14 protein-coding genes and 1 tRNA gene are annotated in these 17187 nt (G+C 46.8%); 7 read left to right on the top strand and 8 right to left on the bottom strand.

The annotated features are described in order from the left end of the window. The first annotated feature begins 50 nt into the window (after positions 1-50). The gene (locus FE785_RS09655; protein WP_138565547.1) at positions 51-1421 is read left to right on the top strand and encodes an NAD-dependent succinate-semialdehyde dehydrogenase; all 1371 of its coding nucleotides are present in this window, start codon (positions 51-53) and stop codon (positions 1419-1421) included. A 9-nt stretch (positions 1422-1430) separates the two neighbouring features. After that, on the top strand, positions 1431-2243 hold the full coding sequence (locus tag FE785_RS09650) for an EI24 domain-containing protein (RefSeq protein ID WP_138565546.1): 813 nt from the start codon (positions 1431-1433) through the stop codon (positions 2241-2243). 78 nt (positions 2244-2321) lie between these two features. Here the strand turns inward: FE785_RS09650 and FE785_RS09645 are convergent, their stop codons facing one another. Beyond that, positions 2322-3560: a DEAD/DEAH box helicase gene (locus tag FE785_RS09645; protein WP_138565545.1), complete on the bottom strand. Its 1239-nt coding sequence runs from the start codon at positions 3558-3560 to the stop codon at positions 2322-2324. A 72-nt stretch (positions 3561-3632) separates the two neighbouring features. Continuing rightward, positions 3633-5003 carry a nucleotide 5'-monophosphate nucleosidase PpnN gene (gene ppnN, locus FE785_RS09640; protein WP_138565544.1) on the bottom strand — a complete coding sequence of 457 codons (1371 nt, stop codon included), beginning with the start codon at positions 5001-5003 and terminating at the stop codon, positions 3633-3635. 42 nt (positions 5004-5045) lie between these two features. On the opposite strand from ppnN, the gene FE785_RS09635 reads away from it, so the two are divergent. Beyond that, positions 5046-6149, top strand: coding sequence for an AI-2E family transporter (locus FE785_RS09635; RefSeq protein WP_138565543.1), 1104 nt, complete (start codon positions 5046-5048; stop codon positions 6147-6149). Positions 6150-6311: 162 nt separating this feature from the next. Then, positions 6312-7427 (top strand): MBL fold metallo-hydrolase, encoded by a 1116-nt coding sequence (locus FE785_RS09630; protein WP_138565542.1) that lies wholly within the window; start codon positions 6312-6314, stop codon positions 7425-7427. 82 nt (positions 7428-7509) lie between these two features. Here the strand turns inward: FE785_RS09630 and folE2 are convergent, their stop codons facing one another. The 3 genes from folE2 to FE785_RS09615 all read right to left on the bottom strand — a co-directional run bounded on the left by folE2 (position 7510) and on the right by FE785_RS09615 (position 11054). Further along, positions 7510-8460, bottom strand: coding sequence for a GTP cyclohydrolase FolE2 (folE2, locus tag FE785_RS09625; protein WP_138565541.1), 951 nt, complete (start codon positions 8458-8460; stop codon positions 7510-7512). Between the two features lie 164 nt (positions 8461-8624). Beyond that, complete coding sequence (locus FE785_RS09620) at positions 8625-9662, bottom strand: CobW family GTP-binding protein (protein WP_138565540.1); 1038 nt, start codon at positions 9660-9662, stop codon at positions 8625-8627. Between the two features lie 42 nt (positions 9663-9704). Continuing rightward, a complete protein-coding gene (locus FE785_RS09615) occupies positions 9705-11054 on the bottom strand; it encodes an FAD-dependent oxidoreductase (protein ID WP_138565539.1) in 1350 nt (449 codons plus the stop codon). Between the two features lie 272 nt (positions 11055-11326). On the opposite strand from FE785_RS09615, the gene folM reads away from it, so the two are divergent. Continuing rightward, complete coding sequence (gene folM, locus FE785_RS09610; RefSeq protein WP_138565538.1) at positions 11327-12055, top strand: dihydromonapterin reductase; 729 nt, start codon at positions 11327-11329, stop codon at positions 12053-12055. 23 nt (positions 12056-12078) lie between these two features. Here folM and FE785_RS09605 read toward each other — a convergent pair whose 3' ends face one another. Both FE785_RS09605 and hemH read right to left on the bottom strand, forming a co-directional pair. Further along, a complete protein-coding gene (locus FE785_RS09605; RefSeq protein ID WP_138565537.1) occupies positions 12079-13356 on the bottom strand; it encodes a diguanylate cyclase in 1278 nt (425 codons plus the stop codon). Between the two features lie 158 nt (positions 13357-13514). Next, a complete protein-coding gene (gene hemH / locus FE785_RS09600; RefSeq protein ID WP_138565536.1) occupies positions 13515-14633 on the bottom strand; it encodes a ferrochelatase in 1119 nt (372 codons plus the stop codon). 259 nt (positions 14634-14892) lie between these two features. On the opposite strand from hemH, the gene FE785_RS09595 reads away from it, so the two are divergent. Beyond that, positions 14893-14969 (top strand) — tRNA-Arg (locus FE785_RS09595). Positions 14970-14987: 18 nt separating this feature from the next. On the opposite strand, the gene FE785_RS09590 is transcribed toward FE785_RS09595, so the two are convergent. Further along, on the bottom strand, positions 14988-16331 hold the full coding sequence (locus tag FE785_RS09590) for a Y-family DNA polymerase (RefSeq protein WP_138565535.1): 1344 nt from the start codon (positions 16329-16331) through the stop codon (positions 14988-14990). 120 nt (positions 16332-16451) lie between these two features. On the opposite strand from FE785_RS09590, the gene FE785_RS09585 reads away from it, so the two are divergent. Further along, the gene (locus FE785_RS09585; RefSeq protein ID WP_138565534.1) at positions 16452-17057 is read left to right on the top strand and encodes a LexA family protein; all 606 of its coding nucleotides are present in this window, start codon (positions 16452-16454) and stop codon (positions 17055-17057) included. Positions 17058-17187 lie beyond the last annotated feature (130 nt).

Genomic DNA, 17187 nt, shown 5'->3' with positions numbered 1-17187 from the left:
AATGCCGTGAACGCCTAAGGTTTTGGCTGTAGCGCAAAAGGAGTCTCATTATGACTATGCAATCCATTAACCCCGCAACAGGTGAATTACAGGCCGAGTTCGATACTTGGGATGCGGAAACCCTCGATCAGGTAGTGACTCAGGCAGGTTATATGTTTGCCGACTGGTCGAAGTTAACCCCGATTGAAGACCGTTGCATGATGGTTCGCCGTGTGGCCGACGTGCTCAGAGATGATATGGAGCCCTTGGCCGAATTGATTACTTTGGAAATGGGTAAATCCATTAATGAAGCGCGTGCTGAAATCGAAAAGTGTGCGGTTTGCTGCGAGTTCTATGCCGATAATGGCCCGTCATTCTTGGCCGATGAGATGGTCGAAACCGATGCCAGTAAAAGCTATGTCGCTTATTTGCCAATGGGGGTGGTGTTGGCGGTTATGCCATGGAACTTTCCGTTCTGGCAGGTTTTCCGTTTTGCCGCACCGGCATTGATCGCCGGTAATATCGCTTTATTGAAACACGCATCGAATGTACCCCAGTGTGCTTTGGCAATGGAAGAAGTATTTCGCAAGGCCGGTTTCCCGGATCAGATATTCTCGACATTGATGATCGGTTCAGATCAGGTAGAGCAGGTAATCCGTCACCCGGCTGTTAAGGCGGTGACCTTAACCGGTAGTGAAACGGCAGGGCGCAAGGTAGCCAGTATCGCCGGCGCGGAGCTGAAGAAAACGGTGCTTGAACTGGGTGGATCGGATGCGTTTATCGTGTTGGATAGTGCCGATATGAAAGCCGCGGTACAGGGTGCGGTGACCGGGCGTTTTATGAATATGGGACAAAGCTGTATCGCATCCAAACGTTTTATTGTCGACCAGACCATTGCCAATGATTTTATCGAGCAGTTCAAGCAAGCGATTGAAGAAAAGTTTGTTGCCGGAGACCCATTGGATGAAGCGACTACATTGGCGCCTATGGCGCGTCAGGATTTACTCGATGAACTGCATCAGCAAGTGATGGATTCGGTTGCGCTGGGTGCGGAGATCGTCACCGGCGGTTATCAACTAGACCGTCCGGGTTGCTATTATGCACCAACCATTTTAACCAATGTCAGCTCGAATATGCCGGCCTATAATGAAGAGTTGTTTGGTCCGGTTGCCATCGTAATCAAAGCTTCCGAGCCGGCACATGCTTTGGGTATCGCCAACGGTATCGACTTGGGGCTGGCGGGCTCTATTTGGACCAATGATTTGTCGACCGCAGAAACCATGGCGCGAGGGATGGAATCGGGGGCGACTTTTGTCAATAACTTCAGTTTCTCCGATCCGCGTATGCCATTCGGTGGAGTGAAAAATTCCGGTTATGGCCGAGAATTGTCGCATCACGGAATTCGCGAGTTCACCAATATCAAATCAATCTGGATTAAATAAGGCGAATGGATGCTGGACTTATTGTTTAAAACCTTTGCAGACTTAAAAGAACCCGCCATTTTATGGCGGTTGTTTATTCCATTTGTGGCCGCCATTATACTGGTGTCACTGCTGGGTTACGGTATTTTCGGCGTGTTTCTGGTCAGCGATATGGTGATGCAAAATCCGTTTGTCACCGAAGTCACTCAATGGACCAATGAGGCGGAACAGACCATTGGCTCGATTCCATTTGTCGGCGCGGCATTATTATGGGTGTTAGGCCTGGTGTTTGCGGTAATCGCCGGTGTGTTAGGAGTGTTACTCGGCAGTTATCTTATTTTATTGTTTGCCATGCTGATTACCGCCTTTATGACCGACAGCCTGGTTAAGGCTGTTCACGACAAGCATTATCCGAATGTCGCCTATCAGGGGCATGGCAGTCTGCTGGGGATGACCGGGAAGCTGCTCTGGTTTGGTTTTTTGCTGTTGTTGTTGTTCATTGTCACCATTCCGATGCTGTTTATTCCTTTAGTCAATCTGATCTGGTTCTGGTTGCTGGGCTTTCTATTCTTTAGATATTCGCTGGTTTTGGACGTCGGCCAGGTGATTTTGCCAGAAGCTCTGTTCAATCAGGTAAAAGACTTCGGTAACTGGCCGCCGACTTTGGCTTTGGGTGCCTTGTTTTTGTTGAGCACCATGCCATTGGTCGGTTTGTTTATTCCGGTTCTTGCGGTGATTGCTTTGGCGCACTACTATTTTGAAATCTTACGTGGTGAACAAGAGGCTGCCGCGGTAATGGATTCGTCACCAGCGCAGACTCAAGCTGAGGGTGTTGATTCATAAACACTTGGCAGGTTTATCAGTAAAAAACGCCGGCTAGAGCCGGCGTTTTTTTGTTTTTGCTGTTTGCGGTAGAGGCGTTTATTTTTTGCTTTTTTTCTTCGCCGCTTTTTTCTTGTCGGCGGTTTTCTTTTTTGACTTTTTCTTGCTAGTCGCTTTTTTCATCGCATCTTTGATTTTCCAGCTCGCCTCCAAGCCGGCTATTTTTTCAATAGGCAGCTTCTGTTGCAGATGGTATTCGATACGTTCCAGATTGACCAGGTCGTGACGTTCCACCAGGTTGATCGCGATACCGACCTGCTGGGCACGCCCGGTTCGGCCAATACGGTGAATATAGATGTCTCCGCGATAAGGCAGGTCATAATTGATGACATGAGTGATATTGAGCATATCCAACCCGCGTGCGGCGACATCGGTGGCGACTAGAATCTTGATTTTACCACTGCGGAACTTGTGCATTTTTTCCAAACGTATCGCCTGAATGAAGTCACCGTGCAATACCTGTGCGGAAAGGTTTTGTGATTGCAGATAATCGGTTACCTCGATGGCACGTTCTTTTTTATTGCAGAAGACAATCGCGCTTTGACAGGTGGCGTCATTGAGCAAGTTGTTCAATAGCGCTTGTTTGTGTTCTTTGTCGTTGGCCAGATAGACCAGCTGTTGAACCTGGTTTGATTTTTGGTTTGGAGCATCGATCTGTACCGTTTGCGGTTCATCCAAAATATCTTCAGCAAACTTCGCCACGCCGCTTCCACTTAGCGTTGCCGAGAACAAAGCGGCCTGGAAGTCACCGGCGATTGAATCCAGAAGTGCACGCACTGTAGGGCCTTGTCCCATATCGAGCATGCGATCGGCTTCATCGATAATAAGCATTTCAATATCGCTTAAATTGACACCGTCTTCTTCCATGATCTTGGCAAGACGTCCCGGTGTCGCAACCAGAATATCGCATGGTTTTTTCAAGGTTTCCAGCTGTTGTGAGATCTTAAAGCCACCGGTGATAATGGTGCTTGGAAATTGGCAGTGGGTACCGAGTTGCTTGACCACCTTATGGATTTGAAAGGCCAGTTCGCGAGTTGGCGCCAGCATCAGGATGCGAGGGCGTGAAGTGGCGTGGCGCGGTTCATCCAGCAGGTATTGTAAAGCGGGTAGAACAAATGCCGCGGTTTTCCCCGTTCCGGTGGCAGCCCCCGCCAATAAATCCTGACGGTCAAGCATTACCGGAATCGCTTGTTGCTGAACCGGTGTCGGTTTGTGGAATTTTTGCTGCTCAGCGGCGGCTAATAAAACAGGATCCAGGTCCAGTTCTTCAAAAGTCATGTGCGTCTCAGTATGTAATGGGTTGCGCCAATTTACCGGTTTGATTGAGTCGAAAACCGGCGTGGCGAGAAATTATCTGTCTATTTTATAACAAGGACGGTACTCGCTGTAATCGAGTTTCATGCGTTTTTGTTCGACAAAGCTATGCAACAGTGTATCCATCGCTTCCATAATGTGGGGATCACCACGTAATTCGAAGGGGCCATGCTCTTTGATTTGACGGATGCCTTCGGCTTTGACGTTACCGGCGACAATACCTGAAAAGGCCTTACGCAGTTCACTGGCGAGTTTATGCGGCTCCTGATTGCCGTATAAATTCAAATTGGCCATATTTTCATGGGTTGGAAGAAACGGTTGCTGGTGATCCAATTCCAGTTTTAAACGCCAGTTGTAATAATAGGCATCGCTACTGGCTTTGCGGTCTTGACGAACCTCTTCCATGTTTTGCTGCATTTTAAAAGCGACATCACGTGCATGACCGATAATCACTTCAAGCTTTTCGGTGGCGGCAGGGCCGATGGTACTGTGAATAAAGTTCATCACCGATTCAAAATATTGGCGGCTGCATTCATCTCCGGTCAAGATAACGGGGAGCATTAACTCCTGGTTTTCCGGGTGCAGAATCACGCTCAAGAGATAGAGCAGTTCTTCCATGGTGCCTGGGCCTCCCGGTAGGATAATGATGCCGTGGCCGATGCGAATAAAGGCTTCCAGTCGTTTTTCGATATCGGGCATAATGCACAGTTCATTAACAAAGGCGTTCGGCGCTTCGGCGGCAATAATGCCGGGTTCGGTAATGCCGATATAACGTCCATTTTTATAGCGTTGTTTACCGTGACCGAGAATCGCGCCTTTCATCGGCCCTTTCATCACCCCGGGACCACAGCCTGTGCATATATCAAGATTACGTAAACCGAGTTCATACCCGAGGTGTTTACTGTATTTGTATTCGTCTTCGGGAATGGAGTGACCACCCCAGCAGACAACAATATTCGGTAAGATATTAGGTTTCATCAGCAGCGCGTTACGCGCGATATGAAAGACGGAGTTGGTGATGCCGTGTGAGCTTTCCAAATTCAGGTCTGGGTTCTGTAATACCTCATTTTGAGAATAAATCAGGTCACGAATGACCGCAAACAGGTGCTCCTTAATACCGGTGATCAGTTTGTTGTCGACAAAGGCGTGACGCGGTGCATTTTTAAGCACCAACTGTACACCGCGACCTTTGACGGTAACTTCAATGGAAAAACGTTTGTATTTATTCAATAAGGTCGGTTCGTCATCTTCGCTGGCACCGGTATTGAGCACGGCCAGTGCACAGCGTTTAAGTAAGTCGTTTAGACCGGCATCGCTGACATCACAAAGCTGCTGCGCTTCTTGATAAGAGAGAATCTGCAACGAACCTTCCGGTCTAATAATGACTTCTGAAATATCGGTATTCATGGTAGTGTACTCACTGTATTGACAGCCAAACAGGGGTCTATTATGCGCGACAAGCGATCGCATGAAGAAGGATTTTTAAATATTTTATTGTTATTAGCCATTGCAGGTTTGTTATGGTTGTTTTCGCCTTTTCTGGAAGCGTTGTTTTTCGCCATGATTTTGGCGACAGCTTCGTACCAAGGTTATCTAAAACTGCTGCCAAAAGTCAAAGAATCGACTACGCTGGCGGCAAGTATTATGAGTTTGGCGGTATTTTTCGGTGTTATCGCACCGGTGACTTATTTGCTGTTTGAAGTCAGTCTTCAATTGGGTTCTTTATATGGCAGTGCGCAGAGCTGGCTTGCCCAGCAAACCCCGGAAAGCTTGTCGGTATTGCATCAGACGGTGCTCCATTATTTGCCGATCAGTGATATAACGCAAAATGAGTTATTGCAGCAGCTTAAAGAACACTCGCAGAAAATCATCGGTTGGGTACAGCAGGTCAGTGTCTTTTTGTTGCAGGGCGTTTTAGGTACGACCTCTTCTTTTTTAACCTTTTTTGGCTTGTCGGTTTTCGCACTGTTTTTCTTTTACCGCGATGGTCATAATATTGCCTGCCATCTAAAGGTTTTGTCGCCATTGGAAAACCATTATGATCAGATGATTATGGACCGTTTTGCTTCGCTTTCAACGGTATTGACCTTAAGTGTGGTGGGTATTGCTTTGATTCAAGGCGTGTTGTTTGCCTCTCTGGCTTGGCTATTAGGTTGGCCGGGACTGTTTATCGGTATGGCAATTGCGGTGACTTCGTTTATTCCTGTGGTCGGTGCTGCGCTGGTCTGGATTCCAATGGTGATTTATGCGCTGTTGCAGGGCGATTACAGCAGCGCTTTGATTATCACCTTCTGGGGTGTGGTGATTACCGGTTTTGTCGTCGATAATCTAATGCGCCCCTGGTTGATCAACCGTCTGACACGAAGCATGGGATTGGCGGCAAAAGGTCTGCAAGTCGCGAACCATACCTTGATCACGGTTTTATCGACCTTTGCGGGTTTGATCCATTTTGGTGTGATCGGCTTGTTTTTCGGGCCAGTTTTGGCGGCGATGGCCATTACCATTTTTGATGTTTACGAGCATAAAAATGCCGATGTTTTGGATAGAAGTTAGGCGTAGATTTCCGCTTTGGACTCATGTTAATATCCATACTACGACTTAGCATTTAATCTAATTAATAATATTGGGGGCTTGTCCATTCAGCATGAGCAAACCACCGAGATGTTGTTACAGGCATCTTGCCCAAGTCATACAAAGTTGTATAGGAGATACGCTATGAGAGCACAGCCAAAACTTTGGTCCTATTCACTGATTGCGGCGGCAGTCATGTCGTTTTCAACCTTAAGCCAGGCCTCCACCAGCTCTGGTGGAGATCCTTATGTCGATGGCTTCAAAGCCTATGCGCAAGAAGTTAACAGCTACAGCAATGTGCTGACCGATGCGGCTAATGAATATATTGACGATGTCATCAAAACCGAGCGAAGTGTTGGTTATATCGGCGATGAATTACCGATTCCAAAGGCAATAGAGGTGGCTAATGGTGTCTATTCGGTAATCGGCAGTATGATTTGGCATACACCTTCCAATTTCGGTTTGAACAACAACCTTTCCTTTATTATTTTTGACAAGGGCGTGTTTGTTTTCAATGCTGGAGCCAACCCGGCCTTGGCGTATTCATTACATCAGCAAATCAAACGTGTTACCGACAAGCCGGTTAAATGGGTCGCGGTTGAAAATAACCAAGGGCATGCTTATTTAGGGGCGAGTTATTGGGTCGATGTTGGGGTGAAGAATCTCTATTCGAGCAGCATGGCTAACCGTCAATTCAATGAAGCGTTTGATTTTATCAAGGAAGATTGGGGAAGCCGGGTAGGCAAAGACATTACCAAATCGGCACGTAATGTTTCGGATAAGTTCACCACTTTCGATTCGGAAATGATCATTGATGTCGGTGGCGGGGAAATTGTCCAGTTGGTCGATTATGGTCCAGGTCATACCCCGGCTTCAACCAGTCTGTATGTGCCGTCTCGTAAGGTTGTGCTTTCTGGAGACCTTGGTTTCAATGAGCGTATGCCGGTCTTTTTCAGCTATACCGACTCTTATGCCTGGGCGGCTTCGTTTGAAAATATGATGAGTAAGCTGCCAGCGGATACATTGGTGGTACCGGGGCACGGTAATGCGGCGCCTATGGCAACCATCAAGAAGCAAACCTATGACTACCTGAAATATCTGCATACCGAGATCGGTAAGGTTGTTGATAACAACGGTACTTTGGAGGATGCGACCAATATCGACCAATCGATGTATAAGGATCGTCCGGTATTCGATCAAGCGGCTTCGAATAATGCCCAGCATGTCTATAAAGAACTCACCGGCGGCGGTTTCTTCTAAACGCTTTTGGGGTTTTCAAATAGAAAAGCCGCAGTGTTTAAGCTGCGGCTTTTTTATTGAATCACTGAAAGCATTGAGCGGATTACATCGGATCCATTAGGTTTGGATCATCAATATAACCGTTTGCGATGCCTTTGGTGACAATTGCGACTGCATCATGCGGATGCAGGCTTTCTAGGTGGTTGACACGTACCCAGAAATCCAGATAGTTAGGTTTCGAGTTCAACGCCTGTTGCAGTCGACGACTGGCATCTTCACAGAACATCAAATTCGCCGCGTTCAAGCGCGCAAATTCTTGTTCGTCTTCACGCTTAACCGCAGCTTGTACCGGCGTCTGAAGTGCCGCTTCGATGTCGTTGATTAAAGCCGATAGCTCAAGCAGGTCGGATTCATTTACCTTGACCTTAACCTGCGCATAAGAGCGTTGGCTATGAGGCGTGGCACAGATTCCTTCCGGTGTACCGAGCCAGTCCATGACTTGTTGGTAGTCCAGAGACTGGCCAGCGAATTGTTTTTCAAAGGCTTCTTGAATCAGCTGGCGCGACAAGGCGGCAGAGCATGGGCAGGTTGATGAGTAAGGCACTTCAATAGACACTTCACAGCTAAATTCACCGTCGCGCATTTCACCACGAATGGTTGCCGGGTAGTGTTTCCAGCCGCTGTTTTGACTGAGCAATGAATTGCGACGTTCATAGTAGTCAAACTTGAATTCGACAAAAGCTTGAGTACTCAAGTTTTGATGCGAATCAATAAAGGCTTCCAAAATGGTTTTCACACGGCTTGAAGTCAATGGCTGTTGTGTCGCCATCTGATCGAGGATCAGATATAGGCGCGACATATGAATGCCCTTGCTTTCCGGGTCGTTCAGATTGACGTAAGCTTGCGCTTTCGAGGATATCTGAATCGGGTTATCTTGGCTTAAACCTTGTTGAATTTGAATCGGGAGCTCGATTCCACTCATTCCGACCCAGTTTAGTTTCCCTTGTGGACCGTGATGAGGTTGGCAAGCGATATCGGGCATGTGCTTGGTCATGCAATTTCCTTCGACTTTGAGCTAGTTGTAATATTAATCCGTAAGCGGCGGCTTTAATATTGTGTAACTGACTGTATGGATTAAATAAAGAGTTTGAATTTTAACAAAAAATTGACAAATTTACTGGGTTATTCATTTTTCTTGTTAACGGGTTGCCGGCACATTTACTCAGTTTTATATAAGCAAGCCTGTAAATCGCTTTCCAGTGTGCTGATATTAACCGGGTTTTCTGTTTCGCTTTTAAAAATCAGTTGTAAACGGCTGTCTGCTCGCCAGGCAATATCATCAAACTGCAGCATATCATCACTCAAGTTGAGTAGTTGCCATTCATTACCGGTTTTTATTAAGCCTTTGGCTCTGTGCAGGTGGGCAGCATAGTTGGCAAAAAACTGTTTCAGCGCGACGCGATTGAATTGGTTTTTATTTGTCCATTGCCAGCCGATGCTGAAAAGATTATTGGCAGTGTCGGTGTGCACAAAACACTGCTCGGTATTGCTGATATGGGAATCGAACGCGCTGCGCTTAAACTGTTGCAGTGATTTTGTGTGTTCATCCTTGGCCGCTAATATTTGTAGCGGCTGGGGAACCTTTTTCTTACAGACTATGGCTAAATCCAGTTTGCCGAACTGGCTTTTGATAAGCGTTGCTTTGCCTGGATAGAGTTGGCCGATAAATGTTTCACAGCATTTGATGTCATCTTCTGCAGCCAGATCGGTTTTGTTGATGACGATAATGTCTGCCAAACTGATTAAATCGCGAAGCACGGCGGATTTTTGCCAGTTCTGTTCGGTTAGCTGCTCTGCGTTGGTCAGGCAAACGCTGCGCCCCAGTACCAGTTCACAAGGCCAATGAGTTTTTTGTAGGGTATCGATAATTTTTGCCGGATGGCCCAAGCCGGTCGGCTCGATAAAAATACGGTCTATTTGGTGTTGGTGCTGCTGGAGTTGCTCGATCAAAGCCTGCTGCAGGTTGAGTTGCGCACTGCAACAGATACAGCCTCCGGCAACGGCCTCAGAATAGATGCTGTCGTCATTAGAGGAGGAGATTTGTGCCTTATCAATATCGATATCACCGAATTCATTGATAATGATCAGCCACCGTTCGTTTAATGGCTTTTGTTTGATCAGGTCGATCAGGCAGCTGGTTTTGCCGCTACCTAATAATCCGCTAATAAGATGAACAGGCAGCGCTTGAGAGGTCATGGAGCGTATCTCTGTTTGAGATAATAACCACCGCCAAGGTGATTATTTTTCAGGAATATCGGTGCCGCCCAATAAATCATCGACAACCGCTTGACGATTCAGTTCCAAACCAAGGCGTTGGCAGACGATTTTGGCGTCGCGATAGGCGTTACCCAAGCAAGTGGTTGCCCCTGGCGATGGTGTCATATTGAAAATCAGGTTCTCGTCTTCAGGAACGATGCTTGCCTCACCGAGCTTAAGCTGCATGGTGGTTTTATCGATTACCTGAGGGCGCAGGCCACCGATCCCCGAAGCATATTCCAAGTCTTGCGGCTTTAGGCTTGGGATGATTTTCTGTGCATCCTTGGCAAATAGCTTACGGCGTAAAATCGGAATTTCAAAAGCGAAGTTACGCAAGATATAGTTGCGGATGGTGCTGTCTTTCATGAGATCCCAGAATACTCTGAGTACTTTGAAATCAAGTTTCAGGCTCTTCCAGAAATCCCAATAGGTGCCACCGGTATAGCGCTCCAGTTTAGGCAATACCAAAGCGGTCGGCCCAAGACGCGTTTTGTTTAATTCGATCAAGTCCGGATCGCCATGTAAAGCGGCAAACGGCAGCTTGTCGTTTTGCATGGTGTAGACCTTGCCGTTAAGCATCTTCGGCACATAGTAGAAACTACCGGCCATCGGTAGAATCGACATATCCATACCGTGACCAAGCTGGTTCGCCAATAACAGGCTGTGCGCGCCGGCAGAAACGACAACAAACTTGGCAAGGAAGGTGCCTTGAGGTGTGACCAGTTCATAGTGGTCATCGAATTTGGTGATTTTCTCCACCGCGCAGCTTAAAGAGACATTGATCTCCTTATTGCTTTTACGCGCGCTGTTAATAAAGGATTTGGACAGGTTACCGTAGTTGACCGCCGAATATTCATCGGTACAGCCTGAAGCGATGATTTTCTCTTCACGTGGTTTACCGTCTACCAGTGCCACCGCAGGTTCCACTTCGGCAATACGTTCGGCATCCCAAAGCTCCATATAAGGGAAGGCGTCGCTAAATTCTTCGTGGCGTTTTTGCAGACGTTCGCATTCATCGTCGCCAACCGCAAGAATCATTTTCGGGAACTTATACAGAAAATCGTTTTTTTCCACCTTGTCGGCATAGTGGACAATCATATTGGCTTGCTGTTTGACCAGCTTGGCCTTTTCCAAGGTGTAGTTGGTTTCGATGTCACCGCAGTGCAACGTTTGACTGTTGGCGCGTGCATGGGAGTTCAATGGCGCTAAAGAACCATATTTTTCCAACATGGCAATAGAGTTAACGTTGGAGTATTTGGCCAGCATATAAGTAAGGGCGCTTCCGGAGATTCCTCCACCAACGATGACGACATCAAAACTACGATTTTTCATGAATATTTTATCTCTGGTCAAAGACGGCTCCACCGAAGGCAGAAAACACCGCAATAACAATCATTTGAAATGCAAGCCCGCTATTATATAAAAGAAACGCCTGATTTGAAATCTTATGCCAATAAAAAATTATTTTATGCAGGATTCTGGATTCCGTTTATGGACTTGAATGATTCTTGCCAAATCTGGGTTGTGTATCGCTTTGCCACTGGTTTATAGTGAGTCAAGCAAGTGATCGACTTTGGATTCATTACAAAATAGTAGGGGGGATAATGCAAGTGGCAAAAATGCAAAATGCGGTTTTTATCAGTGGCGCCGGTAAACGTATCGGTGAGTTTCTGGTGCGTCAGTTCCTAGCACACAGCGATTATCCGGTCATTTTCAGTTATCGTAGCTTAAGGCCGCAAGTCGAAGAATTGATGGCGTTGGGTGCGGTGGGTGTCCAAGCCGATTTTACCAAACCGCATGACTTGGCCGGTTTGGTTGATGAGATTGAACAGCAGGTTGGGTCCTTGCGTGCGGTAATTCATAATGCCTCTTTGTGGATGGATGATCATCAGGCGCCACCGGGATCTTTAGGTTATCATCAGATGTTTGCCGTGCATGTCGAAGCACCGCATTTTTTAAATACCGCTTTGGCGCCGCTGTTATTGCAGTCCGATTCAGAACTGAAAGACATTATTTCTCTGTCCGACTATTCGGTGGATCGGGTTAAAGCCGATCATATCGGTTATTTGGCCAGTAAGGCCGCTCTGCGAACCTTGAGTCAGGGCTATGCGAAAAAGTTTGCTCCGCAAATCAAGGTAAACGATATAGCGCCGTCGTTGATTATCTTTCATGCAGATGACTCCGATGAATACAAACAGCAACGGCTGGCACAGGCGGCCTTGCCGATTGAACCGGGAGCAAAGGTGATCTGGCAGGCGGTGCAATATTTAATGGACAATTGTTATACAACCGGAACCAGTCTGCGTTTGGATGGCGGTCGCTTTATCATGTAGGCCGGCGTGTTCATGACAGCCTTTTATTGCAGGCTTTCATTCAGTGTCAAAGCCTCGAACTCTTGTAACTTAACCTGTTCACGCCCTTGCTTTTTAGCACGATACAACGCTTGGTCTGCCTGTTTAAAAATATCGTATTCATCTTCACTTCGAGTATGTTTGGCTTCAGCCAAACCGGCGCTGAAGCTGATATAGATCGATTGCTTCTCACACTGCAGCGGTTGCTGTTTGATTTGTGCCAACAGCTGTTCAATTTTGTGTTGAGCACTATGAATGCCACAATTGGGCATGAGCACCACGAACTCTTCACCGCCATAGCGGGCAATAATATCCTCGGAGGTTAAGCCGTTCATAAAGGTGTCTGAAATATGCTGCAAGACTTGGTCACCGCATTTATGCCCATAGCGGTCATTGAGTTGCTTGAAGTGATCCAAGTCTATAATTGCTAAAGTATAGCTTTGATGATGGCTGAGATAACCTCGATAAAATTGTTTGAGTTTGTGTTCCAGGGAACGACGATTACGTAAACCGGTCAAGGCATCGGTATTAGACAGTTTATTGAGTTTTTGATTGGCTTTTTTCAAGGCGCGGGTCTTTTTCTCGACATCTTCTTGCAGGCGAGTCTCATAAGCGTCACGTTCGATTAATGCCTCTTGTACTTCGCGTTTCATCGGCCTAAAGATGAATTTTACCTCAAGCATTAAAATAAATAGGGTGATTAACCATAACGCTTGCTCGGCCTGACCGATAAGAGCCACATTGGCTTCGCCTTCAAGCTGGTATTGGAAAACGACCCTGTCGAGATCGATCAATAAGGGGGTGAATTGGCGTTCGATATAAAGGTAATGATGGTTGCGCGAACTCAATTGCGGACGATTCAGTTCAAGAAGAGACTGTAGGTGGTTCAGATATTTTTTTACTCTGGCATCAAGGTAGCTGTCACCGAAATACAGTCTTTTGATAGCGTCGCTGTGTTCAGCGGCAATATTAAGGGCGTCATTGCCCTGTGTTAGGGTTTGATGATTGAGAGCCATGGTCTCGATGGTATTTGCCAAGGATTGGCGAATTCTTTCTTGTTCGCTGGGCACCTTGGCAAGCACCAATTGACTGGCAAATAAGGCCGCACGTTGACTTAACATGCGTTGTTGGCCGGAAATATTGATTACCGCGGCACTGGCTTGGTTTTTTGCGATGAGGTAGCTGAATGCCAGGTACACAGAGGTAGAGAGCAGCGCGAGAATAAACACCGCCAAAGCGTAATGAAGGGTGATTTTTTGACTAAGACTCTGGGTAGAAAGCATGTATCCGACTCACCTTGTATAAGCTACAAAATATCTTCGAGTCAAACACCGTTGTTTGAGTTCTTAGTTATCGATTATATAAGCTGATGCTTATAAGTGTATTGTACTCAGGTACAGTAGGCCATTTAAAACTCAAATGGCCTTGATCAATAAGCCGATTAAAATGGGCAGCCCATCGCCTTGGCATTGGCGGCAACCGTTTGACGTTCTTTGCTGTCAGTGTCGGCATCAAACTGATCGCGTTCATACCAGCCTTGGGTATGCTGTAAAACCAATGTAGCCAGAGCATCGGCGTGATCGGGTCTGTCATTCAGGCATTTGATATAGCTGAATTTTTCACCGCCGGCTTCAATAAAGTATTCGCGGTTCTCTTCATCAATCTCCTCAATGGTTTCCAGGCAGTCCGCCGAAAAACCAGGACAGATAACCTGAATATCTTTAATGCCCTTTTCAGGTAAAGATTTCATGGTGGCATCGGTATAAGGCTTGATCCATTCCTCTTTACCGAACAGCGATTGGAAGGTGACTTTATATTCGTCTTTACTCAGCCCCAGTTCTTCGGCAACCAGACGAGAGGTGACATGGCATTCGCAGTGGTATGGATCGCCATTGTCCAGATAACGCTGCGGCACGCCGTGATAAGACATCACCAATAATTGTGGCTTACCGTGTTGTTGCTGGTGTTCACGAATACTATTCGCCAAGGCTTTGATATAGCCCGGATGGCGATGGTATTTATTAACAAAGCGCATCTCCGGCAACCAGCGCCAGGTTTGCAGTTCGGCACTGACGGCATCAAAGGTTGAAGCGGTGGTGGCGGCTGCATATTGCGGATAAAGAGGGAGTACTAAAATACGTTGGCAACCTTTATCCTGCAGTTCTTTGAGGCCGCTGGCAATCGACGGATTGCCGTAACGCATTCCCAAAGCGAATTCCACACGGCCCTTAAAATGTGGGCGTACTCGTTCGGCCACCGCATTGATCTGACGGTTGGAAATGTTCAACAAGGGCGCCCCTGGGCCTTCTGAATCCCAAACCGATGCATAGGCTTCTGCCGATTTCGCCGGGCGGGTATTCAAAATAATGCCATTCAGAATCAGTTTCCAAAGCCAGCGTGCTGGAGGCGGCTCAACCACCCGAGGATCCATTAAAAATTCTTTTAGATAAGGTTTTAAGGCTTCTTTGGTCGGCGCATCTGGTGTTCCCAGATTGGTGATTAAAATTCCTGTCGCTGCTTCAGTACCGTGTTGATAGTTTGTTACACCTTGGTAATGCACTGGATTTCCTTTTTTATCTAAATTTTTGCGATGGACTTATTTTTGCACAAATTCACTCTAGAGTGTGCTCAGAGTAAGATTTTAGATGAACTGTTGGTGACAATAAAATTTTTCTGCCTATTTGTGATTTGTCGATATTGGTGCGAATAAGTTGCACATCCATCAGTTAAACTTTTCACAAAGGGTGCCTAAAACTTTATAATACCGCCTCAAGTATGACCTTAATCCCTATTCGATAAAGATTGTACTATCTTATTCTGCGCTTGTAGCTCAGCTGGATAGAGCGTCCCCCTCCGGAGGGGAAGGCCGGGGGTTCGACTCCTCTCAAGCGCGCCATTTTTATGTTTTGTGATGTCAATTGGCTTTTGCAACCGGGATCTCCGGCCAACGCGTGGTATAGCGCGGTGAAATCAGATTACGTTTCATTTGCCAAGCGGTTTTTCCTTGACCGCAACTCGCCAGCTGCAACGTTTTTTTGCCCATTTTTCGATTGATCTGATCGATGGTCTGCATCAATTTGGCGGAGGTTTCTGCTTGTGTTTGTGATGTCATGACCGGTTCGCCAAACAGGTCGGCTTGTATGCCGCTGTCTGGCAATAGGCCACTGAGCATGACGGCGGCTTTTTGATATTTGAACTCAGGCCGCCAAATCTCTTTCAGTGCGGTTAAGGCCATTTTGTTTAGCACAATGGTGTTGTCGCTGGGTTCGACCAAAGCAATGCTGTGCTGATTGCGATATTGCGCAACGGCTTGGTGTTTGGGAGTGCTGATATAGACGCTGACTACTCGGCAGAGGTGCTGTTGATGGCGCAGTTTTTCCGCAGCGATCGCCATATAGCTGGAAACCGCTTGGCGCATCTGTTGAAAATCATCGACCAGTAGACCGAACGAGCGAGATGAAACGATACTTTTTTTCGCCTGTGGCGTTTGCTGTAAAGCAAAACACGCCTGACCATTGAGTTCGCGGATGGTTCTTTCCAGATTCACCGAAAAACACTTTCTCAAGGTTTTATTGTCGGCATTTTGTAAATCGTAGACAGTGTTAATGCCGATTTGCTGGAGTCGTGTCGAGACCTGGCGGCCAATCCCCCATACCTTATCCACCGGTGTTTTTTTATAGAGCAATGCGCGCGCGCTGGGGTCAAATTCGGTTAAATCCATTACGCCGTTTTGCGTCGGCAGTTTTTTTGCCAGATGATTGGCAAGTTTGGCTTCGGTTTTGGTTCGGCCGATACCGACAGCGACCGGAATGCCGATCCATTGCATAACGCGTTGTTTGAGTTGTTGTGCCTGTTGTTCTCGTTGCATAGGGGTTAAGCCGCTGAAATCGAGAAAACTTTCATCAATGGAGTAAATTTCCTGAGAATCGCTGAATTGTGCACTAATGGCGTGCATACGCTGGCTCATGTCCTGATACAGTTCATAGTTGGAGCTGAAGATCACCGCCTTATGACGCTTTAACAAAGCCGCGACTTTAAAGTAAGGCTGAAACATCATGCTGGTCGGCTTGGCGGCACGGTAACCGCCGGTACCATAGTTTTTTGGAGTGTCCAGCGCTTTGGCAATATCATTGGCGGCGACAATGCAGCCGTCATTATTGGATAAAACCACCACCGGACGGTTTTTCAAATGGGGCTGAAAAGCGATTTGGCAAGACGCGTAAAAGGAGTTGCCGTCAACTAAGGCATAAATAGGCATAAGATCGGTTCGATAAAAATAAGCTTTTTGAATATTGTAACACTATTCAAATTAAGTCAATAAATTGCGATAATAAACGCAGTTATTTAATATTTATTGCTATCAATAGGATTGGGTGTCATGAAAAAAACAGAACGACAAGCGCCGACCCGTGGCGGTGCGCGTCAAGGTGCCGGCAGAAAGCCTGGTAGCGGGCAATTTGGGGAAGCTACCAAGGTTATGCGTATTCCTGAATCCAAGGTGGCTGCCATTAAAGCTTGGTTGCAGGCACAGAAAACGATCGAGCCGGACTGGTCAAATCAAGCGGTGCAGGTTTCCGTGCCGGCCAATGATGCACAATTAGTCGAATTGCCGTGGTTCGGTCACAAGGTGGTCGCCGGCTTTCCCAGTCCGGCGGAAGACTATATTGAGGCGCGTATTGATTTGAATGACCAGTTGATTCGTAATAAAGAAGCCACTTTTTTATTAACCGTGCAAGGTAATTCGATGCAGGATGCGGGAATCAAAGATGGGGATATTTTGGTGGTGGATCGTAGCATCACACCGGTTGATGGCAAAATTGTCATAGCAGCTTTGGATGGTGAATTGACGGTAAAGCGCTTAGCTATGCGCGCAGATGGGGTCTGGCTATTGCCGGAAAATGATCAATATCCACCGATTAAAGTCAAAGAAGAGACCGATATGCTGATTTGGGGAGTGGTTACCGCAACGATTTCACAATTTTGAACTCTCGGAAGGGAGCTTTGATTCTGCTTGCCAGTGGCGAGCGGATTTTATATATTGGCAATTGCCTAATAAAAGAAATTAGGTAAAATTGACCTACCATTAATACGGTTATTTATATCGACAAACATAG

This window comes from Thiomicrorhabdus sediminis, assembly GCF_005885815.1.
Taxonomy (GTDB): Bacteria; Pseudomonadota; Gammaproteobacteria; order Thiomicrospirales; family Thiomicrospiraceae; genus Thiomicrorhabdus; species Thiomicrorhabdus sediminis.
The sequence above is the reverse complement of the archived record's forward strand: the minus strand, read 5'-3'. Positions and strand labels throughout refer to the sequence as shown.